Annotated in this window: 17 protein-coding genes and 1 tRNA gene; 9 read left to right on the top strand and 9 right to left on the bottom strand. The window is 64.3% G+C overall.

The genetic code is table 11. From position 1 onward, the window contains the following. The first annotated feature begins 56 nt into the window (after positions 1–56). Positions 57–1829, top strand: a complete 1773-nt coding sequence (locus PSV00_RS04015) for a hypothetical protein (protein WP_300445130.1) — start codon at positions 57–59, stop codon at positions 1827–1829. A gap of 90 nt (positions 1830–1919) precedes the next feature. Here PSV00_RS04015 and PSV00_RS04010 read toward each other — a convergent pair whose 3' ends face one another. Beyond that, the gene (locus PSV00_RS04010; RefSeq protein ID WP_300445128.1) at positions 1920–3407 is read right to left on the bottom strand and encodes a hypothetical protein; all 1488 of its coding nucleotides are present in this window, start codon (positions 3405–3407) and stop codon (positions 1920–1922) included. Positions 3408–3603: 196 nt separating this feature from the next. On the opposite strand from PSV00_RS04010, the gene PSV00_RS04005 reads away from it, so the two are divergent. The 4 genes from PSV00_RS04005 (at position 3604) to dcm (ending at position 8295) form a co-directional block, all read left to right on the top strand. Beyond that, positions 3604–4176 (top strand): recombinase family protein, encoded by a 573-nt coding sequence (locus PSV00_RS04005; protein WP_300445127.1) that lies wholly within the window; start codon positions 3604–3606, stop codon positions 4174–4176. A 13-nt stretch (positions 4177–4189) separates the two neighbouring features. After that, positions 4190–5206, top strand: coding sequence for a hypothetical protein (locus PSV00_RS04000; RefSeq protein WP_300445125.1), 1017 nt, complete (start codon positions 4190–4192; stop codon positions 5204–5206). A gap of 127 nt (positions 5207–5333) precedes the next feature. After that, entirely contained in the window at positions 5334–6251 is a 918-nt protein-coding gene (locus PSV00_RS03995) for a hypothetical protein (protein WP_300445124.1), read from the top strand. 421 nt (positions 6252–6672) lie between these two features. Continuing rightward, positions 6673–8295 carry a DNA (cytosine-5-)-methyltransferase gene (dcm, locus tag PSV00_RS03990; RefSeq protein ID WP_300445122.1) on the top strand — a complete coding sequence of 541 codons (1623 nt, stop codon included), beginning with the start codon at positions 6673–6675 and terminating at the stop codon, positions 8293–8295. Here the strand turns inward: dcm and PSV00_RS03985 are convergent, their stop codons facing one another. From PSV00_RS03985 to PSV00_RS03970, 4 genes are all read right to left on the bottom strand, one after another. Next, positions 8296–9156, bottom strand: coding sequence for a DUF3883 domain-containing protein (locus PSV00_RS03985; RefSeq protein WP_300445120.1), 861 nt, complete (start codon positions 9154–9156; stop codon positions 8296–8298). It lies immediately after the preceding gene. Further along, positions 9153–10898 (bottom strand): DEAD/DEAH box helicase, encoded by a 1746-nt coding sequence (locus tag PSV00_RS03980; protein ID WP_300445118.1) that lies wholly within the window; start codon positions 10896–10898, stop codon positions 9153–9155. The genes PSV00_RS03985 and PSV00_RS03980 overlap by 4 nt, the downstream gene beginning before the upstream one ends. Positions 10899–10968: 70 nt before the next feature. After that, on the bottom strand, positions 10969–12285 hold the full coding sequence (locus PSV00_RS03975) for a hypothetical protein (RefSeq protein ID WP_300445117.1): 1317 nt from the start codon (positions 12283–12285) through the stop codon (positions 10969–10971). 2 nt (positions 12286–12287) lie between these two features. Beyond that, positions 12288–12743, bottom strand: coding sequence for a BglII/BstYI family type II restriction endonuclease (locus PSV00_RS03970; RefSeq protein ID WP_300445115.1), 456 nt, complete (start codon positions 12741–12743; stop codon positions 12288–12290). Positions 12744–13344: 601 nt separating this feature from the next. Here PSV00_RS03970 and PSV00_RS03965 point away from each other — a divergent pair. Continuing rightward, positions 13345–13773: a hypothetical protein gene (locus tag PSV00_RS03965; protein ID WP_300445113.1), complete on the top strand. Its 429-nt coding sequence runs from the start codon at positions 13345–13347 to the stop codon at positions 13771–13773. Between the two features lie 181 nt (positions 13774–13954). Here the strand turns inward: PSV00_RS03965 and PSV00_RS03960 are convergent. After that, positions 13955–14031, bottom strand: a tRNA-Arg gene (locus PSV00_RS03960). Between the two features lie 143 nt (positions 14032–14174). On the opposite strand from PSV00_RS03960, the gene PSV00_RS03955 reads away from it, so the two are divergent. After that, positions 14175–15932 carry a gamma-glutamyltransferase family protein gene (locus tag PSV00_RS03955; RefSeq protein ID WP_300445111.1) on the top strand — a complete coding sequence of 586 codons (1758 nt, stop codon included), beginning with the start codon at positions 14175–14177 and terminating at the stop codon, positions 15930–15932. Here PSV00_RS03955 and PSV00_RS03950 read toward each other — a convergent pair whose 3' ends face one another. Together PSV00_RS03950 and PSV00_RS03945 are read right to left on the bottom strand one after the other, a co-directional pair. Then, entirely contained in the window at positions 15933–16781 is an 849-nt protein-coding gene (locus tag PSV00_RS03950; protein ID WP_300445109.1) for a lipid A-modifier LpxR family protein, read from the bottom strand. A gap of 204 nt (positions 16782–16985) precedes the next feature. Continuing rightward, positions 16986–18869 carry a ribonucleoside-diphosphate reductase subunit alpha gene (locus tag PSV00_RS03945; protein ID WP_300445107.1) on the bottom strand — a complete coding sequence of 628 codons (1884 nt, stop codon included), beginning with the start codon at positions 18867–18869 and terminating at the stop codon, positions 16986–16988. Between the two features lie 280 nt (positions 18870–19149). Between PSV00_RS03945 and PSV00_RS03940 the strand changes: the two genes are divergently transcribed. After that, positions 19150–19917, top strand: a complete 768-nt coding sequence (locus PSV00_RS03940; protein ID WP_300445105.1) for a phosphatase PAP2 family protein — start codon at positions 19150–19152, stop codon at positions 19915–19917. 76 nt (positions 19918–19993) lie between these two features. Then, the gene (locus PSV00_RS03935; RefSeq protein ID WP_300445103.1) at positions 19994–22132 is read left to right on the top strand and encodes a response regulator; all 2139 of its coding nucleotides are present in this window, start codon (positions 19994–19996) and stop codon (positions 22130–22132) included. Between the two features lie 881 nt (positions 22133–23013). Here PSV00_RS03935 and clpB read toward each other — a convergent pair. After that, positions 23014–25602, bottom strand: a complete 2589-nt coding sequence (clpB, locus tag PSV00_RS03930; protein WP_300445102.1) for an ATP-dependent chaperone ClpB — start codon at positions 25600–25602, stop codon at positions 23014–23016. Between the last annotated feature and the right edge of the window lie 79 nt (positions 25603–25681).

Genomic DNA, 25681 nt, shown 5'->3' with positions numbered 1-25681 from the left:
AAAGAAGTCCAGGAAATGAACGTTTGGGAGAAAACGTTCAGCGCCGATCAGGCGGCATGCTTGAGCTCCGTTTCCCGCTGCCAGTTGATGTCGCCCCAGCCTTCACGGGCGCAGCCAGCGGCGGCAAGCCCTACGTCATCCGGTCCTTGGGCACGTCCGATGTGCGACTTGGCAACGCCAAAGCAGACGTGCTGCGGGTGAAACTTCGTGGAGACATTGCGGCGGTCAGAGCGGCGCAGGCTGCCCCCGACCTGGACGGCTACCTGGCGTCCCTCTTCGACAACGAACTACGGCAATGGGAGAGCCAATCAGGCACCTTGGCTCGTGATGCGCTGAAGACCAATACACCGCAGCGCGCAGAAGCCAGCCGTGAACGGTCAGCGGCTGCGCGAAACACATGGGCAGGCGCGCTGCTGTCCGACGATCCGGCTGAACGCAGAGCTGTCGCTAGCTGGGCGGCAGAGCGCTACTTTTCGGACTTAGGCATGACGCCGGGCGACTCGCCCGCTTTTCTCGCCGTCGTTGACCGTTGCGCCTCCACGTTGGTCGAAGCCCAGATCGCAATCAACGACATCGCATGTGGAAGGCAACCGACTGCACCTCCGGCTACGCTCAGCTCGCGCGCACCCGCTTCGATCCTTGTCCACCCGGACGACAACTCGGCTATGACGCTGAGCGACTATTTCAACCAAGTCTATATGCCTGCGCTTCGCCAGACGAAGGCGGCTAGAGGCGAGCGCATGCTGTCTGGCAAGGATCGCGCCGTCAGGCTGTTCGGCGACCTGGTTGGAGACTTGCCAATCGGCGCGATCACGAAACGGCACATCTGGATATTTAACGACGAGCTGCTCAAGTTGCCGGACGTCAATGCTTTGACCGCGAAGTGGCGAAACCTATCGGCCAAAAAGCAGATCCAGGCGCTGGCCAGCGGCGACCTCGTCGCGGCGACGCTCAGCCCGAAAACTGTCAATAAGCATTTGTCGGGCTTGAGAACTGTGCTCGATTTCGCCGAACGCCGAACCGACATAGTCGCTTCTCCCGCCGCCGGGGTCCGTGCGATTGTTCCCCCCGAGGAGGACACGGGCCGCGCGTTTTCTACGGATGAACTCAACCGGATTTTCCGTCAGCCCCTGTTCGCGGGCTGCAGCGAAGGGCTACTGCCAAAGGGGATCCAGAAACCCGGGCCGGTGAAGGTGCGCGACGATCGGTTCTGGATCCCGTTGTTGCTGCTGTTCACCGGAGCGAGGTCATCCGAGGTAGTAGGCCTTCAGGTCGATGACGTCATTGTCGATCATGAGTTTCCGCATTTCATTTTCCGCCCAAGCGAGACGCGCAGGCTCAAAAACCTCCAGTCGAAGCGCATGGTGCCTGTTCACCCGAAGCTCATCTCGATGGGCTTTATGGAGTTCGCGAATGCGCAGCTGGTCCGCTCAGAAGGTCAGTTTTTCTCGCTCGCGATCCAGCAGTATTTCAACGAGACGATCACCGGCACCCGACAGAAAAAAGCACTGTCGAACAGCCCCATCATGCGGCATTTCAACCGGACGATCCTGGCGGACGCGGACGCCAAGGCCGATGGCGGATCGATTAAATGCTTCAGGAACACATTCGAACAGGAGGCGGTGGCAACAATACCGTCTGACGAAGTTCGACGCCGTCTCACGGGGCGCGATCTGAAGAGCAGCGTGCAAATCTACACCCAGAATATTCCGGACGACCCCATCAAGCGGACGGGCCAGCTCAGGATGCTGGCGGGGGAGATCGGGCGTATCGTTTACCAGGGTGTTGAGCTGGGGCATCTGCGGAACTCCGCGCGCCAAGCCGAGTGAGATTGGACGCACATTTGGTGGCGCTGTTGCGCCTCAGCAGACAGTTGCCCAGATTAACCACCATGGTTCTCATTCGTCGCGGCGCACTACTCAGGCGTCGTCGGCGCTTCCTTGAATGGATGACAGAGCCGGACGATAGAGAAACGGCACGCGCCAGAAGGCTCCCTGCTTCTCAAGCACGCCGATCTCCAGCAATCGGCCCACGATCTTCGAAGCCTCCGCCTCTTCGACGGACCAAAGCTTCGCCAAGGTGGGCGTAGTATGGGTTGCCTTCTGCTCTGTCAGAGCCTCTACGAATGGTCTCTCATCTGGAAACTCAGCAAAAATGGTCTGCTCTAGTCTAACTTTAGAAACTGCAGGAAGAGCTTCCTTGAATGTAACCTGCTCGAACAAACGTTCGCCCTGAGGGAAACTTTCACCACGCTCAAGCCGGGATATTTGCTCCTCCCGGAGTTCGTTCAATAGGTGTATTACCTCTCGTGGGGCCGACTCTTTCGTTCCGTCGGCAGTTCGCGACAATATCCAGGTCATTGTGCTTGGTTTATTGCCGCCCGAGTCCACTTGATCGGGGAAGACGCGATAGATGAAATCGGTCTGCTTCTTGAAGTCAGACAAAATGGCTGCTTTGTCGGCATTATAATATTCGCAAATCGCCTGATTGGAGAGAAGCCGACGGACAACGAGGTTGATGAGGTCGGCCTCCTTCCAGGTGATCGTTTTTGAACGCTCGATATGGCTCGCCTCCCGAAAACCCTGCTTCGTGATCGACTGCCAGATGTCCGTTCGCAGGAAAATCTTCGGCCGGATCTGTGAGCTTCCCTTGGTGTCGAGATAAAACTTGAAGAGCGCCTTGAGGGCCTCATCCTCGAGGGTGGGCTTGTCCGTGAAGGCCACGTCGAGTCGATCCAGAACGATCCAGATCTGAATGCCCTCTTCCTTCAGTGCGTCATTAGCGACCTGATAAAGCTCATCGATAGACACCGCTCCGAGCTTCGCCTGGATCGAACTTGGCTCTCTCAGATAAATCTTGTTTGCCACCCCGACTGGGGTGCCGGTCACGGGGTCGAACTGCATCGAGTTTTCTACGGCCTCTACGCTTGAGTTCTGCCGAACGTATTCGAGAACGTATTTAACTATCTTAGAAAGCGTAAAATGGGTCGGGAGCAGCCCCGCATCTTCGAGTGCTTGCACAACCTGTTGCGCTTTTTTCGACTTGAAGCCGTAACTTTTAATCGACTGACCGCAGAGGGTCAGGACGTAAAGCTTCCATAGACTTACGAACTCAAACTCACCGTCTGGAGTGTCGTCGCGAAGATGTTGAAATGCGGGGGCGCCTTGAGGGTTTTCCCCGGGAACAATAAGCACGCCACGGTCAAATAGCGTAGCTTCGTTCTTTATGATCAGGCTGTATATAGCGCTCTTGCCGGACCCTTTTGGCCCGTAAATAATGTCAACGTCGCCGGAGAATACCTTTGTCCACTGCTCAGTTTCCACGAAATACTGCTGAAGGTGGTCGTGTTCTTCTTCGGCGGTCCTGCGGCCAAACGAAGATGCCTTCAGGACCTCAAGAGGCGTCATTAAAGTCACTCCAGTCAATCTAGCCATGAAGCTTAGCGGGATAGCGAGCAGATGACTAGGAATGGTGGTGGACCATTTAGGTATACCCGGCGAGGCGCGGCCATGAGACGGGAAAGTGCGTCTCGTATGGGTTAATGCCCGACTTCCGAGACGGTCTCGGTCTATGCTCTAGAACCAAACAAGACAGGAGCATCGCTTGGCGACCATCGGATACGCGCGGGTCAGTTCGACCGGCCAATCACTGGAGGTCCAGGTGGATCAGCTACGTGCTGCCGGCTGCACCAAGATATTCGAGGAGAAGATCAGCGGCACCAGCCAACACGGGCGCACCCAGCTCGCGCTCGCCCTCGATTATGTTCGGGACGGCGACGACTTCCTGGTCACCAGACTCGACCGGCTGGCTCGGTCCATGACCGACCTCCGGGAAATCGTCGATCGCCTCATAGCCAAGAGGGTCGAGTTCAAGGCGATCCAGCAGGGTGCGATCGATACGTCCAGCTCCGGTGGTAGGCTGATGCTGAACATGTTGGCTGCCGTTGCCGAGTTCGAGAACGACCTAAAACGAGAGCGGCAGCGAGAGGGGATAGAAAAGGCGAAGGCTGCGGGCCGCTATCTGGGACGCCCAGCTTCCATCGATGCGGCAGAGGTTCAACGACTGCTGAAATCTGGGATAGGTGCCACACGGGTCGCGAAGGAGCTTGGGATCGGGAGGGCGACGGTTTACCGCCTGTCTCGAAGTGTCGGCCCCGAACAGTCGGCTCCGCTCTGATGCGGAGTAGCGCGTGTCCCAGCGTCCTGATGTCATTCTATCGCCCGCTGATGAGCAGTGGATCGAGGATACGCTCTTCGAGATGGAGGACCCCGACCTCCGGGCGGAATGGGATGTGAGGCTCCGGAAGGAGCTGGCTGCGAAGGCGGTCTCAGCGGACGAAAACCGGGACACCTTCAACGAAGCCTACAAGCGCGCCATGGATACCGGCATCGCAGATCCCCTGGAGTATGCCGAGCGAGCGGTCGAACTCGCGTTCAAGCAAAAAATCATGGACTGGAACCTGGCTGCGCTGAAGGCGAGCCCGCAAATCTTCGCCACCAAAGCTGCCAATCGGGCTGCCGAGCAGGGAGAGGGAGCGTCCAAATCTGCCAGCCCTGGGAAGCGGCGGATGCTCCAGGCCGACCGGAGATACCTTGAGATCACTGGGATCGCGGACCGGAATGGGCAGCCGATGTCGGCGGGTTCAGTAGGGGCCGAAATCAAGAAAACCCTCCCAGGATACAAACTACCTCACTGGGAGAAGACGACCCTGCCGTTGAAGGTGTTGGCGCTGGCCGTGGAGACCGGGAAGAGGGGAGGTCGGACCATCAACCTTCGCATCAGTCACGATGCATCAGCGAAGGCATTGAGGTCATCAAGGGGGCCGGTGAGCTTCGTTCAGAACCAGGTCCGGGACACCCTCAAGAGAAGGTTCGAGGCGGATGCTCCCGAGTTCTGGTTCGTCATGGAGCAGGACCCGAAGGGGTTCCACCTCCACGGTGCATATGAGCACGCCTCCCGCATCGACTACCTCGACATCGACAGAGCACTCCGGGATGCCGGCGGATGGGGGAGCGCCCAAGGCAAGGGTCTGAGTCAGATGTCGGCGTTCCTCAAGGATCCGATCTGGTGGGCTCATTACACGGTGAAGCAGATCAACGTGACGAGGATGCTGACAGACAGAAAGCTATTTGCATCGACCGCTGAAATCCGGGACGCCGCACGAGGGGGCTGGGAAGCGGTGCGGGCAAGAATGCCTCGGGGCTGATCGACGATCCGGTCGAAATATGGTATCATTTGCAATGACGTGAGACTTCCCGGCGAGTTCATCTCTCCGGCCTCAACCTGGTGTTTCCAGGCTCCTCGCGTCCGAATGAAGCCCCAAGAAAAATCCGATGACCCCGCCCACGGCCGGCACCCCGATGCCCCGGTCTGTCTCCTCCCAGCTGGCGTGGGCCGGCTTCGAGCACATCTTCACCCAGACCAACTTCCGGCTCAAGATCGCAGCCCGAGACCCGATCCGTCTCACTGTCGAACACGACGCTGCGTTCGGCTCGTGCCTCTCCAGTTCCGACGCTTGGGAATCCAGTGAACAGGCACGAGGCTGGGTCGCGCACCGCGTCCTCGAACTGGTCGCCGAGGTCGACAAGACGTCAATCCGTCGCCTCTGCCTCCAGGTCCCAAGCCTTGGGGATGAGCCAGCGATCGAAGCGTTCCTGACCGGGCTTAAGCGACGCCTAAAGGATGACCTCAGGATCGAGATCTCCCGCCATTTCGACACCTCCCTCGAGCAGTGGACGGAGGACGCCATGGCTTTCGCCTACGGGGACGAAAATACGCACGATCGGCTGAGGCTGTTCAACTACTCCGGGCTCGACCAGCTGGTGTCCATCGATGCCGGTCGGAAAGGGCTGAAATGGATTTTCGGCAGAACCCATTGGTGGTTGTCGGGCACCGGGGCGGATTTGGTCCTCAATCCCGACTACAAGTTCGACGTGGTGCGATCCCAACGGGGCAGCATCGATGAAACCACCAGGGCAAGGAGCCTCGTCGCCCGCGCGGTCCAGGTCATCGTCGACGAGGGGGTTCGGCGAGCAAAGTCAGACGAGTTGTTCGCCCCGGTGACCAGAGCTTCGATCAAGGCGGACCTAGAGCGGGTCTTCGAGAAGGACGGGCCGTGGGGTATCGTCCACCTCGCGCTCGCGACTGATAGGCGCCGGTATCACATTTCCCCGCCGCCATGGCAGAACGCGAGAGCTATAGCGCTCCTGGAACGTCAGGACCCATGGCTCTTCGAACCTGTCGTTGGATAGTGGAAGTCCAAGAGATGGCGACGGGTAGCTGACCCTGGTCGGGGAAATCTGGCACCACTTCTCGGCTTCGCCTTATAGAGGCGAGGTGGCTCTCCGGCCTATTTCAAGGCAACGCAGTGCGACCTGCAGGGCTCAAAAAACCGTTTGGGGGCTCTGGCGCATGATTGGCCGTTATCAGCGGGCCGCAAACCTCGGTATGGCGGCCCCGGAGCGTCCCTATAAGGACTTCGATGACGACCCCGGTTTTGTGAAATAGACCGGTTCGCGCTTGATGTGTTTCGGTGCCCCAGTCGTTTGTCCTTACTGGGCTTGGGGTGCGAAGTCGGCCGAGGGTCAGTTTGGATCTTGCGGGTGCCGACGAGTTCGCTACACTGCGTGCTCACCAATGATCGTGGGCGCGAGTCGCGCCGGAGTGGATTCAGTGCGCGCTATCGACCTCTATGCCGGTATCGGCGGGTGGAGCCTCGGGCTGCGCCTAGCCGGCGTGGACGTAGTCGCTTCCTACGAATGGTGGCAGCCGGCCGTAGATACCCACAACGGGAACCACGGCGGCGATGTAAAGCCGACGGATATCCGGAAGCTAAGACTGGAAGACCTTCCCCAGGACATTGACCTGGTGGTCGGTAGTCCGCCATGCACCGAGTTCTCCTATTCCAACAGGGGTGGAGGCGGGAACCTCGAAGAGGGTCTCAAGGATCTCATCAAGTTTCTCGAAATTGTCGAGCATCTGAAGCCGACTTACTGGGCTTTGGAAAACGTCCCCCGGGTCGCCGGCGTTCTGGAGCATGGCCTGCGTGAGCCCGAACACCCGCTTTATCGCTTCCGCCATCTGAAGCCGCAGATCGTAATCATAGACTTCTCCGACTACGGCACACCGCAGTCCCGGCGGCGGTGTATCGCGGGACGCATTCCGTTCGACCTGATCGAGAGCTATCGGCCCAAACTGCCACGCCGGACGCTCGGTAATGTAGTTGGGGCGATCGCCTCCAGCGAGGTTCTCGACCCCGTCTGGGGATGCGTGCTTCCGGCCTCTGCGGTAACGGAGCGGGAGATCGAGCCTGCATTGAACGCGGAAGAGCTCCGCATGAACCGGGAGTCCAAGACCTATCATCCGGTCTACAATAATATGGCATTTCCGGACTCGATGGACGTCCCGGCGCGCACGGTGACCGCCACTTGCACCCGGGTGTCACGCGAGAGCATCGTTATAGCGGACGGTGCGGGTTTCCGCCGTCTGAACATCCGCGAACGGGCCGCGTTGCAGGGCTTCCCGGTCACCTATCAATTCTATGCTCGCTCCTTTGCGGAGAAGGCGAAGATGGTGGGTAATGCCATCCCCCCCACCTTCACATATCTCGTCGCCCAAGCGGCCAGAGGCGTGACCGCTGAGGCCTTCCCGACCTTTTTGGACGCGGGTCGGAGTTTGCGCGTTCCCAAGGCGAAGTCACGGGTCACGCCGCCGAATACCGAAGGACGAACCTATCCGACGGGGCGCAGCTTCCGTGCGGCGCTGCCTGGCCTGCGCTTCAAGAGCGGAATGCGGTTCGAGCTGGCCAACGCCCGGGGCGGAGAGGGGGCCTGGCGCGTCCGGTTCTTCTTCGGCCCGTCGATAGATATCCGGGAAATCGAACTCGACGCTGAGCTGACCCAGCAGCTTCAGGACTCGGCATTCGTCCAGCGCGTCCAGATGGCGACCGGGGCGCAGTTCGCCCAAGCCGAGCTGCGGCTGCGGACCAGTTCGCCGGCGAACCTCCAGCAGGTCTGGACCCGCCGGGCCAGCGGTTTGGGCCCGTATGAGGTGACGGACCTGCTTGGGGACCTGGCGGCCGCTGTGCTCGTCCACGTGGAGGCCGCTTCTGCGGATATTCAGCACGCGGCGATTGGATATGTCCTGGAGGCGGCAGCGGAGGGCGAGGTGACCGAGAGCATTCCGGGCTCTCGCAAGCTGACCCATAACGCCTTGGCGATCTTCAGCGGAATGTTGGTCGGTGCCTGGTTCAACAGTCTGACATGGCATGAGCAGGTCAAGGCCGAGGCTGCCTGATCAGACGGCCTGCTCTGCGAAGATCGCCTCGAACTCGCGGATCGGGATCAGGACTTCGCGCCATTCTCCGGCTCCGATGTCGCTCGGGATATGATCCGCCATCGTCTCGACCGTGACGACGGCCAGTCTTGGCGAGCCTGAGCCCCCTACGATCCAGAGGTGAAACAGGTGAGCCAGACTGTCCAAAGCCTGATCCCACTCATTGCGGGTCAGGTGAAGTCCGCCGGCGACGCTCGTCGTGGTCTTCACCTCGATGGACAGGGGCGTTCGGTCATCGCTCGCCCTGATCGACAGGACGTCGAAGCCATCCTGGTTGCTGTCTATTGCGATCCAGCGAGGCTCGACCCCAGTCCGGGCGTGTTCGTAAGCGATTGATAGACGCTCTCCGCGCCGGCCGATTTCGAGAAGCCGGTCATCGCGCCGACCGCGGGCCAAGGCGGCGAGGTGGTCCCAGAAGGCCACGACCGCGTCGCCTGTTCCAGAGGCGACGCCGGCTTCGACCAGGACTTGGTGCACGCCGACGGGGCAGAACGAGAGGACCCGGGATCGGCCCCATGGCGCGTTCTGCAACCAGTCCGGCGAGAGAGCCTCGGCATGGTCGATAATGATCCGGCGGAGTGCCGCCTGATATCCCTCACAGGCCGCGACCCGCAGGCCCGCAGGACTGGCCTTGAGCAGGCCGGTGTCGGTAACGACCAGCCAGTTCAGTGACTGAGATAACTCCAGGGCGGCCGACGATGGCATGCCGCCGACCTTGGCAAGGCCTGATAGCAAATCCGGCGCGCTCAGAGGCATGCGGCTGATTAGCTCGAGCAGCGCGAGGCCCGACTGGGCAAGCCCGGGCGAAAAGGGGACCGTCACCCGGGTCGGCCCAGATCATCCGCCAACGCGCGAATGTCGTCGCGCGCGAGGCCCGTTGCATACTCTTCCGGATCCTCGGCCTCGGCGTCGGTCGGATCAATCGGGATCGGGTCGGGGGCGAGGGACGAGTCCTCAAGCGCTCGCGCCATTTCACCGATCTTAAACCCGAGACGGGTTCGAACGGTCTCGTCGACACTGCCCGCGCATTCCACGATCTCGATAAGGGTCTGCTGGTCTGCCGGAAGGCCGAAGCGGTGGATGCGGTCTTCGGACTGGAGGTAGTGGGCGGCGTTGAACGTCCGGTCCAGATAGATGGCATGATGACAGATGCGGTGCAGGCTCACGCCTTCGCTCGCCGCAGCCGGGTTCGCGACCATCACCCGGACGGTCTCGTCATCGTGGAAGGCCTTGATCTTGCCTTCGCGGGTGTCGCTGTCGTCTTCGCTGCCCGCGTCCACCCCACCGTGGATGTAAACTGCACCAAGGTCGGAGAGCCGTGACGCCATATATTCGACGTTGCGAACGAAGGAGGACCAGATGAGAACCTTGTGTCCCTCACGGGACAGTCGTCGCGCGCGCCTCAGGACGTAGTCGAGCTTGGGACCCTCTCCTTCCGCAAGGACTGCCGACAGCAAGTCTTGGTGCGCGAAACCGATCTGGCTCGACAAGAGCGAGGGGTTGGACACGAATTGCAGGAGCCGAGCGACGGACCTGCCCAAGGATCGAAAGGCCTGACGTCCTTGGGCGTCCAGCAGGGCAGACGCTTCCCGCGCCACCTCCAGCCGCATCAACTGGTAGAGTTCCTGCTGAACCGGCGCCATCGTGAGGCTGACGAGGGTCCGAGTGACCTCTGGGAGGCCCAGTTGTGCCTTGTTGGTCCGGACGTAGATCGGCTTCATCAGGTCGATGACCGTTTCCTCGACCGCAGGAATCTCCGGGTAGAGGAAGCGGAATTGGGGCAGCAGGTCGGCGACTGACTGGGGCATGGGCGTGCCGCTCATGATCAGTTTGCCGACCGGGAGATGGGACAGGTTCATGACCGACCGGGCGCTTGCCGCGCCTACGCCGGATTTGATGCGGTGGCTTTCGTCGAGGAAGACAAAGGTCCGATGCTGGGCAAGGTGCTGGGCGACCAAGTCCTGGACCTTGGTCAATTGCTGGTAGCCGATCAGCATGAACCGCGGGTCCGCCAGGAGGGCGCTCCGGATTCGTTCCCGACCACCGCGGAGTCTGACGAACTCCGCGCCGAGGCTCGGGAGGCATTCCGTGATCTGTTCATCCCAAGCCGCGAAGGCGTTCTTTGGCGCGATCACCAAGAGACGATCGCCCGCCTCGGCTCGATGGGTGAAAAAGGCCAGCGCCTCCGTGGTCTTGCCCGCGCCAGGGACCGAGAAGGTCGCGGCAGCCGGTAGAGCGGCCATCCGGCCAACGTTCTCACTCTGTCGATCCGAGAGGGTCCGAGCGAATCCCGCAGAGGCGAGGCCCGCTGTCAGCTCATCAATCGGAAGGGGGGCGGCTTCAGCAGCGGCGTAATAGGTCTCGGCCACACGCCTGGACTGCTGGAGCAGTCGCGTGGCCTCCGGAGTAATTTCGAGACCCGCGCCCGGCCGCAAGCCATGCGCGCGGAACACCTGAAGGAATTCGTCGCGCGCGCCGGCAAAGGCCCACCACGGCAGGGTGAATGCAGCGACGCCATCCAGCGAGGTGTCTCGACTGGTGTCGTAGGCGACACGCTTGAGCATCGCCAGCCACGGCGAGCCTGCGTCGGCCGCATTCCAGGAGAACCGGGCCCGACCGTCCCGTGGGGTGTAATCAAGCCTTAGCATGCTGGGCCAGGAACGCCCGGATCACAGCAACCCTCGCGTCGATCTCGTTCAGCTGTTTTTCCACGCCGCCGAGCTTCGATTCCGGCCGCAGACCGTCCTTGGCCGCGACAGTCAGGGCGCTGTTCGCTTTGGCGCACATGTCGAGCAGATAGCCGGTTTTCTTGTTGTCCTTCTTGAGCTGTCGTTCGGATTCCAAGACGTCCGCGATGATTTCCCGGGCTCGGGGCAGGCTCTGTTCGTCGCGCAGAACTGCGGCCAAGGCCGCCTCCCGATCTGAGGCATTGTCCGCGACTCCGCCACCGAACAGTGCGTCGAGCTCGTCATCATGCACATCGGACGCCACATCGAACTCACCCGCCAGCCGCTCCGTGACCTTATCCAAGCTGAGGGCGAGCTCGGGGATGGCGGTGTAGAGGCGGCCGACAGCACTCGGATCGTCGATAAGGGCGAAGGCGGCTTCCTTAAACAGTTCCTTGCGCCCGACGCCCCCGGACAGCTTGCCACGGCTTTGCACCAGCCTCTGGAACGTGTGTTCCTGGGATGAAACCTCGGACCACATGTCGGTCTTTCCGCGCGATCTGAGGTATTCGTCTGCGTATTCGCGCATATCGAGCAGCTGCTGGAGATCGCCCTCCTTCATCTTGTAAAGATGGCAGAGGTCGGCCGGCGTGAAGCCGAACCGCTCCATTTTCACCAGCATCATATTGGCTTCGGCGTCCCAGTCGTATTCGGCGCGGATGTCCTTCTCGATCTGAAGGCGCGCCTCCAGCTGGTTGATCTCCTTCTCCGTGGCGTGAGGGAGGACGACGACATCGATATGCTCGAAATGACCGTATTTGGCCGGATCGCTGTGGATCAGATCGCGCCAGGCGGAGAGGCGCCGATTGCCGTTCACTGCGAACCCGTCCTGATCGAGCAGGAGCGGGTCGACTTGCTTGTGCGCCGGGTCAGCGAAATATTTATCGAGCTCCGACTGGCGGCCGAGCTGGATCAACAAGGCGTGCTGGGCTTCTTGCGCGTCCCACATCTCGGGGTCGCCGATGAACAGGTCGCGCCGGTCGTCAGGATTGAGCGCGAGGTGTTCCACCTGCAGGGACGCCGTCCGGCCATTGACCATCCGGTATTTCGGCAGGTCGATCGGCACCCTAATGATGGGAAAGTCCTTGGTTTGCCCCTGGAAGACCACCCGGTAGGTCGGAAGTCCCTCGGCCTTTCCGCGGGTTTCGAACTCTTCCCGGCGTGCGGGTTTTGTCCAGCCAAAGCGTGAGCCATTCGGGGTGTCAGGCATGGCGATGTTGGTCATGCTCACTCCAAGCCGAGCAAGAGCGTCGGCACATTATAGGCCTTGCGGTAGATTTCGAGCTCCCGCTCGAGTCGAGCAGATTGGGCAATGTTGCTGCCGATAGCGAGCGCTAGGGGCTGCGACGGCAGGACGATGACTGCCGCTTCGATAGCATTGTCCAGATAGAGGGTCTGCAGCTTGATCAGGTCAGCATACATCCTCGCCATGTTGCCGGTCTGAAGGCAGAGGCCGACCTTTTTGCGCATGGAGGTGATGGTGACGTCGGAGTCCCGTGAGACGGTGATCTCTCCAGACCAGCCATCCTCCCTCAGGCTGGCCATGAACTGACGGCGAATCTGGGGGGCGGCACCCCGCTCAGCGCGCACATCAATGACTTCGGCCGCCTTGATGATTTCCGCCAGGAGTTCGGGTGGCACTCGTTCCCCACCGCAGCAGTGGTCGTGGATCGAAACCTTCATCGGGCGGCTCGGCGATAGGCGAGAGAACCCTCCGACCGAATGAGCCAGTTCGGTTTGAAAATCATCGACGTCCCCGCGCTTGTCGATCTGCCGTCGACTTTCAAGAACTACCCGGAGTCTTGGACGGGTCAAACCCCACACTAGAGGTTGAAGTCGATACTCGTAATCGAAAGCTCCACCTTCGACGGACAAGGCAGTCGTTCAGCGTCGTATTTGTGGGGCCGCGCCTATGTTTCTTCTGGCGCTGAGCGGGTTGTCATCGGTCCCGGGGTTCTGTGGAACACGATCCGAGGAATTGCTCGGCGAAGCGGGACACGGTTAGGGCAATATCATCGACCTGCACGTAGCGTGCGGGCGACTCTACAGCGAGTCCGCTGGAGCGATTTCGCGCGGTTCGTTCGCTACCGGACCGGAGCACCAGAGTTGCGCGTCCAGCACCGGTTCAGAGCGATTGTAGAAGACATGCTGAGCGCGTTGGTGCTCGACGATGTTTAGAGGATGGTCCGGCAAGTGGATATGTGATCAACATCGCCGACAGAGGGAATAAGTAGTCAGTGTATTGATCCTGCTTGAACGATATTGTTCAACAGAAAGAAGTATAATGTCTAAAGCTGGTCGTCCTCGCGTGGCATCAAAGTCCGCAAAAACATCCCCGCTGTCTGAGTTCATAGATGCCAAATGGGGATCTACTGGCCTCACCAATGACGAAGCCGCAAGCAAGTTCGGCTTCATGGCTGCGAACAACATCTCGATGTGGCGAACAGGACGGACAGCTGTCCCACTGTCACGCCTTCCCAAGATCGCCGAACTGCTCAGGGTCGACATGGTGTCCCTGTTCGTCCTTTGGCTTCGTCAATACAAGGCGAGGAACGACACCGCCCCGTCCATACTCATCGAGGTCCTGGAGAGGCGACTTATGAGCGCCAACGAGGCGGAGGTGATCAAGACCCTTCGCCATGCGACACGCAACTCTGATCCGGCGTTCTCGACGTCAGCTCTCGGGGCAATCGCCAGAGCGGCGCTGCCATAGCAGATCCGTGAGTGGGTGCGTCGGGCCGCCGGACCCTTTGGCATCAAAATGCGACGATAAACCAAGCGCGAGCACCGGATCGAGGCCGGTGCCGGGCGGTGTCCAAATAGTTGTAAATCCGGTTGATAAACCCATCGCCGGGAAACCGGAAAGATGAGTTAAAACAACACTTAAAGGAAAATGGCGCGCCCGGAACGATTCGAACGTCCGACCCTCAGATTCGTAGTCTGATGCTCTATCCAGCTGAGCTACGGGCGCGCACAGGCCTTTACGGCGAGGGCGGGTATCTAGCCGCTCGGCCGGCGGGGCGCAAGCCGGTTCGGAGAGTTTTTGCGGGCTTGGCGAAGCGGGGAGCGCAGCCTAGGTCTGGGGTCTGTCCGTCGCCCTTGCCGAGACCGCCCATGCGCCCTGTCCGTTCGTCGCTCGCCGTCCTGTCCCTGTCGGTCGTTCTGACCGTGACGACGGCCTGCGGGACCCTGCCGCGCTGGCCAACGGTGCCGGGAGCGGTCACCGCCGCGGAAGCGGCCCCGCTCCCCGCCCGCGGACCGTTCGTCGCCGCCGCCAATCCGCTGGCGGTCGCGGCCGGGATGGCGGTGCTGCAACGCGGCGGGTCGGCGGTTGATGCGGCGGTGGCGGTTCAGGCTGTGCTGGGCCTGGTCGAACCCCAGTCGTCCGGTCTCGGCGGCGGGGCCTTCCTGATGCATTTCGACGCCGCCACCGGCGAGGTCACCGCCTATGACGGGCGTGAAACGGCCCCGGCCTCGGCCACGGCCCGGCTCTTCTATGAGGACGGCAAGCCGCTGGGGTTCGGTGATGCGGTGCTGAGCGGGCGCTCGACCGGCACGCCGGGCGTCGTGGCCATGCTGGGCCTGGCCCAGCACGATCACGGCTCCCTGGCGTGGGCCGGGCTGTTCGGCGACGCCGCAGCCCTGGCCCTTGACGGGTTCATTGTCAGCCCGCGCCTGGCCGGCTTCATCGCCGCCCCCGCCGGACAGGCCCGTACCGGGTGGGCCGACGCCTATTTCACCCGGCCCGACGGCGGCCGCTATGGTGCCGGGGACCGGCTGCGAAATCCGGCCTATGCCGAGACCCTCGCGCGGATCGCCGCGGGCGGGCCGCAGGCCTTCTATCGCGGCCCGATTGCCGAGGGCATCGCCGCCACCGTGGCCGAAGCGCCCCGGCCCGGTGACCTGACCACGGCCGACATCGCCGCCTACAGCCCGATCGAGCGCGGGGCCCTGTGCCGCCCCTACCGGATCTATGTGATCTGCGTCCCGCCCCCCCCGTCCAGCGGCGTGGCCCTGCTGCAGCTTCTGGCCATGGCGGAACAGACTCCGGACATCGATCAGGGGCCTGACAGTGCCGCGGCCTGGACGGCCTTCGCCCAGCTGCAACGGCTAATGTACGCCGACCGCAACCGCTATGTCGGTGACCCGGCCTTTGTCGGGGTGCCGGTCGCCGGACTTCTGGACCCGGCCTATGTCGCCGGTCGGGCGGCCCTGGCACCGGGCCTGAACGGGGCCGCTGCGGCCGGAACACCGCCGGGGGGCATCTTTCGGGGCGCGGACGCAACCGCCGAACCCGCCGGAACTTCGCATGTCGTCATCGTCGACGCCGCCGGCAATGCCGTCAGCATGACCACAACGGTCGAGAGCGTGTTCGGCTCGGGCCGTATGACCGGCGGCTTCTTCCTCAACAACCAGCTGACCGACTTCTCGTTCGAACCCACCCGGCCCGACGGCGGTCCGGCCGCCAATGCGGTGGCGGCGGGCAAGCGGCCGCGCTCGTCGATGTCACCGGTGATCATCCTCGACCGTCAGGGGCGGCTGGTCGGGGCCCTGGGGTCACCGGGGGGCTCATCGATCCTCGCCTATAACGCCAAGGCCCTGATCGCGACCCTGGACTGGAACCTCCCGGTCCAGACCGCCTTCGACCTGCCCAACCTGGTAGCCAAGGGTGACGGCTTCGGGGCCGATACCGACCGTTTCGCCGCCGCCCTGGCAGCGGATCTGGCGGCGCGCGGCATCGAGCTACGCCCCAATGCGAGCGAGAACTCCGGCCTGCATGGTGGCCTCTGGCGCGACGGCCACTGGGACGGGGGAGCCGATGACCGGCGCGAGGGCGTGGTGGCGACGGCCGACCCGGCGTCCGGGCGGTGATCACCAGCCGGGTTTGATCGACAGCTGAAAGGCGAACACGCCCTCGGATATATCGGTATCGACACCATAGCCGGTGCGCAGGTCAGACGGGCCCAACTCGCGATAGATCACGCCGATCGAGCTCTGAAGGTCGCCCTTGCGGAAGGCGACGCCCAGTGAGGCGTCACCGGCGAAATTGCTGGAATCATGGCTGACACCGGAGCGGGCAAACTCCCCGTCACGGGTACGGGCGAAATTATAGCCGACTGCCCGTCCCGATCCGGCGGCATAGATGTACCAGCGGGCCCGCTCACCGAAGGTCGTGCTGCCGGCGGGAACCAGATGCTCCATATCCGTGCCGATCTTCAGGATCGCCCCGGCTTCGGCCGTGCCGCCGCGGGTGCCGATCCCGAGCCCGGCGTGCGGGGTCAGGGTCACTTCCAGGCCCGAGGCCGTATAGCCCAGGGTGGCCGGCCAGCCCCGGATATAGCTGAGGTCATAGTGTTCGGATTCGAGCGCCGCCGCGTCCAGCGGGCTGACGGGCACCGGGGCCCCGTCGGCGCGGCGCAGGATTCCCTCGGTGCGCAGGCGCAGGCGATCCGTAAATTCAGGAGTCTCGAACCAGATATCACGGTGGTCCGTGGCGCGCGGGGCGGCACCGGAATCCACAAACCGGTCTGACGCCTCTAGCGGCGGCGCAAAACCGCCCGCGTCGGTGTCGTTCAGGGATGCGTGATGATCGAGCTGGATCAGCAGCTCGGCGACTGTGGCCGGCGCAGGTTCGTCCAGCGCAACGGCGGTGTCGACGATCCAGGAGGTCGGCGCGGCCTGGGCAATGGCCGAATTGGCGCTGGCGCAGATCAGCGCCATCCCCACTCCAGACATGATCGTCGCCAGACGCATCAACGGGCCCCTCAGTCCGTTAGCGATAGGAAATCCTGTATCAGATGCCCCTGTTCGCCAACACACATTTTCGCAATGTGCGACCAGGACGCAAACGTCGGGGTCACACACGGGTTCCAGGGCAGGCATCTGTCCTGACCGGTCGCGTGCCGTCAGGGCGACGGCCTCGCCCTACTGGCAGGCGAGGCACTCGTCATAGTCGGTGGGCGCGGCGCTGAAGAGATCCGGCTGGTTCGGGTCGATTTCGGCCTCGACCTTGTCTTCCGAACCGGCGAAGGCGGCCCGCTGCACCGATTTGGACCGCAGATAGTAAAGGGATTTCAGCCCCCGCTCCCATGCCGACCAGTGCAGCATGTGCAGGTCCCATTTGTTGACGTCACCCGGGATGAACAGGTTGATCGACTGGGCCTGGCAGATTTCGGGGGTGCGATCGGCGGACAGTTCGACGATCCAGCGCTGGTCCAGTTCGAAGGCGGTCTTGAAGATCGACTTTTCGTCGTCGTTCAGCCCATCGAGATGCTGGACCGAGCCCTCATGCTCGAGGATCGACGACCAGATGGCATCGGTATCCAGACCCTTTTCGCCGAGGATCTTCTCCAGATAGGGGTTCTTGACGGCGAAGGAGCCCGACAGGGTCTTGTGGGTATAGATATTGGCCGGGATCGGTTCGATGCCGGCGCTGGTGCCGCCGCAGATGATCGAGATCGAGGCGGTCGGGGCGATGGCCAGCTTGTGGCTGAACCGCTCCATCACGCCGCGCTCGGCGGCGTCCTCACAGGCCCCCTTTTCCTCGGCCAGCAGGCGGCTGGCCTTGTCGGCCTCGCGGCGCAGATGCTTGAACAGCCGCATGTTCCACGACTTGGCCATGGCGCTTTCGAAAGCGACTCCCTGGGCCTGCAGGAAGGAGTGGAAGCCCATCAGGCCCAGACCCACCGAGCGCTCGCGCTTGGCCGAATAGACGGCCGCGGCCATCTCCGGCGGGGCGCGACGGATGAAGTCTTCCAGCACATTGTCGAGGAAACGCATCACGTCCTCGATGAATTTCGGCTCCTCGCGCCATTCGAGGAAGGTCTCGGCATTGACCGAGGACAGGCAGCAGACGGCGGTCCGGTCGACGCCCAGATGGTCGCGGCCGGTGTGGAGCATGATCTCCGAACACAGGTTGGACTGTTTGACCTTCAGGCCCAGATCGCGCTGATGCTGCGGCATCTGGCGGTTCACCGTGTCCGAAAAGATCAGATAGGGCTCGCCGGTCTGCAGGCGGATCTCGAGGATCTTCTGCCACAGGCTTCGGGCGTCAACCGTGCGGATGACCTCCTGGTCCTTCGGCGACAGCAGGTCGAAGGTGCGCCCGTCGCGCACCGCCTCCATGAAGGCGTCGGTGATGTTGATGCCGTGGTGCAGGTTCAGGGATTTGCGGTTGAAGTCGCCCGACGGTTTGCGGATCTCGAGGAACTCCTCGATCTCGGGGTGGTGGACGTCCAGATAGACGGCGGCCGAGCCGCGACGCAGCGAGCCCTGAGAAATGGCCAGTGTCAGGGAGTCCATCACGCGGATAAAGGGGATGATGCCGCTGGTCTGGCCCGCGCCCTTGACCTTCTCGCCGATGGAGCGGACGCCGCCCCAGTAGGTGCCGATGCCGCCGCCGTTCGAGGCCAGGGCGACATTTTCGTTCCAGACCGACTGGATGCCGTCGAGACTGTCAGCCACGGCGTTGAGGAAGCAGGAGATCGGCAGGCCGCGATCGGCCCCGCCGTTCGACAGCACCGGGGTCGAGGGCATGAACCACAGCTTGGACATATAGTCATAGACGCGCTGGGCGTGGTCGGCGTCGTCGGCATAGGCGGTGGCGACGCGGGCGAACATGTCCTGGTAGCTCTCGCCGGGCAGCAGATAGCGGTCCTCGAGGGTTTTCTTGCCGAAGGCGGTCAGCAGGTCGTCGCGCGACCGGTCCAGTTGCAGCGACGGAACCACCGACAGCAGCGGGCGATCAGCCGTGTCCGCAGCCGCAACCGACTGGAATTCAACCGTCTTCAAAGCTTCGCCGCCAGCCATTGCTTTATCGCCCTGAACTAAAATCGTTGATCGTTGCTGTCGCGCCCCAACCACATCATCTAGTGGCCGAAGCGCTCCCCAAGCCCACATATGGGGCGCAGATGGCTAACGACCCGTCAACGGGCTTGACGATCACTTTCTGCCCGAATCGCTACGGAAGGCGGGATGAGCCTGTGGGAAACCGGATGACGGGGGCATGACAGGCGATGTCGGCCCCGGATCACGAAGCCGTGAACCCGGTCGGGGTGGAACGGGCGGCCAGCTTGGCCGTTAGCAGCCGATGGCCCTGAAGTCCGCGACCGGAACCCTGTCCCACCTCCTGCATCTGGCGCGAACCGAGATGGCCGTTCTGAGCGGCCTCCTCATCGTCACCCTCGGTGTCCTGGCCTTTGCCGGCCTGGCCGACGAGACCGGCGAGGCCGGCGGCCAGGTCTTCGACCAGGCCGTGCTGGCGGCGGTGCGGCCGAATATCGATCCGTCCGACGCCTGGGGCCCCTGGTGGCTGCAGGTCGCGGCCGGTGACATCACCTCCCTGGGCGGTATCGCCGTGCTGGGTCTGTTCGCCACCATCGTCGTCGCCTTCCTGCTGATCCAGGGCAAGCGGCTGTCGGCCGTACTGCTGCTGATGGGCCTCGGCGGCGGGGTGGCGCTCAGTGAGGGGCTGAAGGGGGTGTTTGAACGGGCCCGGCCTCCGGCGATCTTCCAGGCGGTCGAGACCGTCAACGCCAGCTTCCCCTCGGGTCACGCCCTGCTGTCGACGGTCTTCTATCTGACGGTCGGGGTGCTGCTGGCCCGGACCCTGCCGCGGCGACGCCTGAAGGTCTTTGTCCTGGGGGCGGCCATTCTGATCGCCCTGCTGATCGGCGCGACCCGGGTCTATCTGGCCGCCCACTGGGCCACTGACGTCCTGGCTGGATGGAGCGTCGGGGCCGCCTGGGCCATGAGCCTGTGGCTGGTCGCCCATATGATCGAACGCCGGCAGCGGTCGCGCCATGCGGCCCTGCAGGACGCCCCCGCTCCGACGGCGGAGATCGCCGACCCCGTCTGAATCCCCCGCGACCCGTGGCATCTCAAATTTAACCTCTCTGTGGGATCAAGGGAATCCGTTGGTCAGGAGGGGCCGAATGCACGGTCGCTGGCGACTGTTCCGACACGAAGGAGGCCTGGCCTCCGGGCCACCGGCCTGGGCCTATGTGGTCCTGTTCTCGGCCTGTCTGCTGCTGGGCATCTGGAGCGCCCGGACCTTCGGGGCCGTGGTCATCTGGCCGGCCAATGGCGTGATGCTCGCCGCCCTGCTCCAGCTGCACCGTCGCAAGGCCGTCTCGGTTCTGGCCGCCTGCCTGACCATCAATCTGCTCGCCAATATCGTGCGCGGCGATCCGATGCCCTTCCTGTGGCTCAACGCCGTGCTCAACCTGGGCCAGGTCTGCCTGGCCGGCCTGATCGCCCGTCGCGTCGGCGGGGCGGCGCTGGACCTGCGCCAGCCGCGCCGTCTGGCCAATTTCGCCCTTCTGGCCGTGACGCCGGCCGTCCTGCTGTCGGCCCTGCTGATCGTCACGGTCGCCGCCTCGCTGCGGCCCTATAGCCTGACCCTGTATCTGTTCACCGTGGCGCGCTACTCCGCCATGGAGATCCTCGGCATGCTGATGGTCACCCCGGTCCTGCTGCTGATCGCCAAATCGCATCGGTTCCGCGACTCGGCCCCGGCTAGCCCGGCCGAGACCCTGGGCCTGATGGTCCTGCTGATGGGCGTGACCGCCGGGGTCTTCTTCCAGCCCCTGGCCGGGATCCTCTTCCTGGTCTTTCCGCCCCTGCTGCTGATCGCCTTCCGCACCTCGCCGGTCTGGGTGGCCCGCGCCGTGATCCTGGTCGCGGTGGTCGGCGGGTTCAGCACGGCGACCGGACAGGGGCCGATCGCCCTGACCCGGATGGTCGACATCCCCGGACTGGAGGCGGTGCCGCTCGTCATCCACCGGCTCAACATCTTCTACCTGTTCCTGCTGGCCGTGGTCGTCACCGCCCTGCCGGTGAGCACGGTGATGTCGGCCCGCCGGCGGCTGGTGGCCCGGCTGCAGGCGCGGACCACCGCCGCCCAGGTCGCGCGTCGTCGCGCCGAGGAGGCCGATGCCGTCAAGACCCGTTTCCTGGCCCTGATGAGCCACGAGATGCGCACCCCGCTGAACAGCGTCACCGGCTATGCCGAGGTGCTGGCGCGCCGGCCCGCGATGGAGGCCGAGGCCCGCGTCCAGCTGGACCAGATCCAGCGGTCGGGGGAGTGTCTGCTGATGCTGGTCGAGGATGTGCTGGAGGTGTCGCGCGGCGACGAATCCCTGGACCTGCAGCCCCTGGTGCTGTCGACCCTGCTGACGGCGGCCGTCGAGACCGGCCGACCGGCCGCGGCCGACAAGGGGGTCGAGCTGACGCTGGAAATCCGCCCGACCGCGAGCGGATCGGTCACCGGCGATCGCCGCCGCCTGCGCCAGACCCTGAATCACCTGATCGGCAATGCGGTGAAATTCACCGACCGCGGCACGGTCCGCGTCGTCGCCGACCGGATCGACGGCGACGTCGTCATCACCGTCGCCGACACCGGCTGCGGCCTGGATACGGCCCGGGCCGACGCCCTGTTCGAGGTCTTCGTCCAGGGCGACGACTCCATCAGCCGCTGCCATGGCGGGGCCGGGATCGGCCTGGCTCTGGTCAAACGTCACGCGACCATCATGGGCGGGGCCATCAGCGTCGCCAGCCGTCCCGGCGAGGGGGCGATCTTCACCCTGCGTCTGCCCCTGCCCGCCGCTGACACAGAGGCGGGCGAGGCCATCGACCCGTGCGAAGGTCCCGCCGCGACCGGCGAGACCGAGGCCCGTGCGCCCCGGGTCCTGGTCGTCGATGATCACCCGTCCAACCGCGAGGTCGCCCGGCTGATGCTGACGGCGGCCGGCTGCGAGGTGGTCGAGGCCGCCGACGGCGACGAGGCCGTCGACATGGCCCGGGCCGGCCTGTTCGACCTGATCCTGATGGATGTGCGGATGCCGCGCGTCGACGGCCTGGCCGCGACCCGGATGATCCGCAACCTGCCCGGTGCCGTCGCCCATACCCCGATCCTGGCCGTCACCGCCGACGCCATGCCCGCCGACGCCGCCCGCTGCCTGGCCGCCGGGATGAACGCCCACCTGGCCAAGCCGATCAGCCACCAGGCCCTGTATGCGGCCATGGACCGGCTGCTGACCGCCTCGTCCCCGGACGCCACCGCCGCCGCCTGAGGCGGAGTCGTCCCTGACCGGGACGTCCCCCGGCAGGGCGGGCCGCCCGTCACCCATGACAAGGCGCCGCACGCGGAACGCTGCGGTGATGGGGGCATGGGCGGAGCGCCGGGCGTCCGCCCGGAGACCGTATGACTGTGTGTTTCGGCGAACGTCAGACGCTCCGCGCGGACGGGCTTCCACATGCGCGGACCGTGGGCCTCGCTGTTGACGAGGGATCCTTCTGCACGCGGCGGGCAGGGATGGCAGCGACCATCTCCTGGACCGGTGCGGGTATCCACCCCGCCCCCTCGGCCGTCCGGCCTTCCACCCGGCTCGACCTCGCATCCCCTCGGCCAGCGACCCCGCAGGGTCCGGCTCCGGGTTGCGCCCGCTCCATCCGCTCCCGCCGCCGCTGCGGATCGCCGGCCGAGCGAGCCCCCGGGCGACGGGACGGGGGTATTATCGGCGCGGTTGGAGGTGGGGCGGGAAGTTTGGGTGGGGAAACGGTCAGGGGGTTGAATCGGCGGGGGTTCGACTGTCACCGATGCGCGGGTTTTGGCAAAAGACCTCGCCGGTTTCCGCTGTCGTCATCCTTCGGCGCGGCGCAGCCGCGACCGGAGGACCCCGCGGCGCGCGGCGCGCGAAACGGTCTGGCACGGTCGGTGCGGCCCCTCGCCCTCGCTACGCTCGCGCGCCGCTGGGTCCTCCGGTCTCCCGCCCGCAAGCGCGGGCGCTCGCCGAAGGATGACGACAGCAGGGGGGGCGGTGCGAAACGGTCTGGCAGGGTGCGGCGGACAGATTTCGCGATCGCTCGCGCGACCGCGCCGCTGGGTCCCGGGGTCAGCGCGGCTGCGCCGCTTGCCCCGGGATGACGATAGCGGAGGGGAGAGCGGTGGTGGCTAGTGCACCCGCACCTTGCCGATCTCCAAGCCATCCGCCCCGGCTGTCACCCCGATGACCGAGCCGTCCTCGATATCCCCGGCCAGCAGTTTCTTCGCGATCGGGTCGACCAGGTCCTTCTGGATCACGCGTTTCAGCGGGCGCGCGCCATAGACCGGGTCGTAGCCGCGGTCGGCGATCCAGGCGAGGGCGGCGTCGTCGATGGACAGGGTCAGGCGGCGGTCGGCGAGAAGCTTTTCGAACCGCGACAGCTGGATGCGGACGATGCCGGCCATCTGGTCGCGGCCGAGGCGGCTGAACAGGATGATCTCGTCGATCCGGTTGAGGAATTCGGGGCGGAAATGGGCGCGCACCGACTCCATGACCATGGGGCGCACGGCCGCGACGTCCTCACCCTCGGCCTGTTGTGACAGGTATTCGGAGCCGAGGTTACTGGTCATGATGATCAGGGTGTTCTTGAAGTCGATGACGCGGCCCTGACCGTCGGTCAGGCGGCCGTCGTCGAGCACCTGGAGCAGGACGTTGAACACATCGGGGTGGGCCTTTTCGACCTCGTCGAACAGCACGACCTGATAGGGGCGACGCCGCACCGCCTCGGTCAGGGCCCCGCCCTCGTCATAGCCGACATAGCCGGGAGGGGCGCCGATCAGGCGGCTGACGCTGTGTTTTTCCATATATTCCGACATGTCCATCCGGGTGATGGCGGCCTCGTCGTCGAACAGGAATTCGGCGAGCGCCTTGGTCAGTTCGGTCTTGCCGACGCCGGTCGGGCCGAGGAACAGGAAGGAGCCGAGCGGGCGGTTGGGGTCGTTCAGACCGGCGCGGGCGCGGCGCACCGCATCGGACACGGCGGTCAGGGCCTCGTCCTGGCCGACCACGCGGTTGCCCAGAGCCTCTTCCATGGCCAGCAGTTTCTCGCGCTCGCCCTCCAGCATCTTGTCGACCGGAACTCCGGTCCAGCGCGACACGACCTGGGCGATCTGTTCGGCGTCGACGACCTCGGGCGTCAGGGGGCCCTGTTTGTCGGCCTCATTGGCCTCGGCCTGTTCCAGCTGTTTCTCGATGCCGGGGATCTGGCCATAGGCGATCTCGGACGCGCGACCGAGGTCGCCGGCGCGCTGGGCGGCGGCCAGTTCGGCGCGCAGCCGGTCGAGGGTCTCGCGCAGCTGGGCCCCGGCCCCGACCTTTTCCTTCTCGGCCTTCCAGCGCCCGGTCAGGTCGTCGGACTGGCCCTCGAGGTCGGCGATTTCGTCCTCCAGTTTCTCGAGCCGGGCGACCGAGGCCTTGTCGGACTCCTTCTTCAGGGCCTCGCGCTCGATCTTGAGCTGGACCAGACGGCGGTCGATCTCGTCGAGGGATTCCGGCTTGGAATCGACGGCCATGCGCACGCGGCTGCCGGCCTCGTCGATCAGGTCGATGGCCTTGTCCGGCAGGAAGCGGTCGGTGATGTAGCGGTGCGACAGGGTGGCGGCGGCGACGATGGCGGAGTCGGAGATCCGCACCCCGTGGTGGACCTCATATTTCTCCTTGATGCCGCGCAGGATGGAGATGGTGTCCTCGACACTGGGCTCCTCGATGAAGACCGGCTGGAAGCGACGCGCCAGGGCGGCGTCCTTCTCCACATGCTTGCGGTATTCATCGAGGGTGGTGGCCCCGACGCAGTGCAGCTCGCCGCGCGCCAGGGCGGGCTTGAGCAGGTTGGAGGCGTCCATGGCCCCGTCGCCCTTGCCGGCCCCGACCAGGGTGTGCATCTCGTCGATGAACAGGATGATCTGGCCCTCGGCGGCGGTGACCTCGCCCAGCACGGCCTTGAGCCGTTCCTCGAACTCGCCACGGTATTTGGCCCCGGCGATCAGGGAGCCCATGTCGAGCGCCATCACCGTCTTGTCCTTCAGGCTCTCGGGCACGTCGCCGTTGACGATGCGCACGGCCAGGCCCTCGACGATGGCGGTCTTGCCGACGCCGGGTTCGCCGATCAGGACGGGGTTGTTCTTGGTGCGCCGGGCCAGGACCTGGATGGTGCGGCGGATCTCCTCGTCGCGGCCGATGACCGGGTCGATCTTGCCGTCGCGGGCGGCCAGGGTCAGGTCGCGGGCATAGCGTTTCAGGGCGTCATAGGCGTCCTCGGCCCCGGCGGAGTCGGCGGTCTTGCCCTTGCGCAGCTCGACGACGGCCGCGTCCAGGGCCTGGGCGGTGACGCCGGAGGCTTTCAGCACCTCGGCGGCAACCCCGCCCTCGCGGGCGATGGCGGCCAGCAGGCGTTCGGTGGTGACGAAGGCGTCACCGGCGGCCTTTGAGGCGGCCTCGGCGGCGGCGAAGACGCGGGCGGTATCGCCGTCCAGATAGACCTGGCCCGAGCCGCCGGTGACCTGGGCGCGCTTCTTCAGGGCGGTCTCGGTCGCGGTCTCGGCCATGGCGGGGTCGCCGCCGGCGGCGGTGATCAGATTGCGGGCCAGGCCGTCGCGCTCCTCCAGCAGCACCTTGAGCAGATGCTCGGGCGCGAACTGCTGGTGGCGGCGGGCCAGGGCCAGCGACTGGGCGGACTGGATCGCCTGTTTGGCGCGGTCGGTATAGAGTTCGAGATTCACGGCGTGTCCCCTGGAGCGGCGGATGATCGATCAGCTGCGCCCTTGCGACAAGCGACGCCTTGATCCAGGGCAAAGGTGG

Origin of the sequence: Brevundimonas sp., assembly GCF_029945885.1 — a bacterium.
Classification (GTDB): domain Bacteria; phylum Pseudomonadota; class Alphaproteobacteria; order Caulobacterales; family Caulobacteraceae; genus Brevundimonas.
Note: the sequence above shows the minus strand (reverse complement) of the source record. Positions and strands in the feature narration are given on the sequence as shown.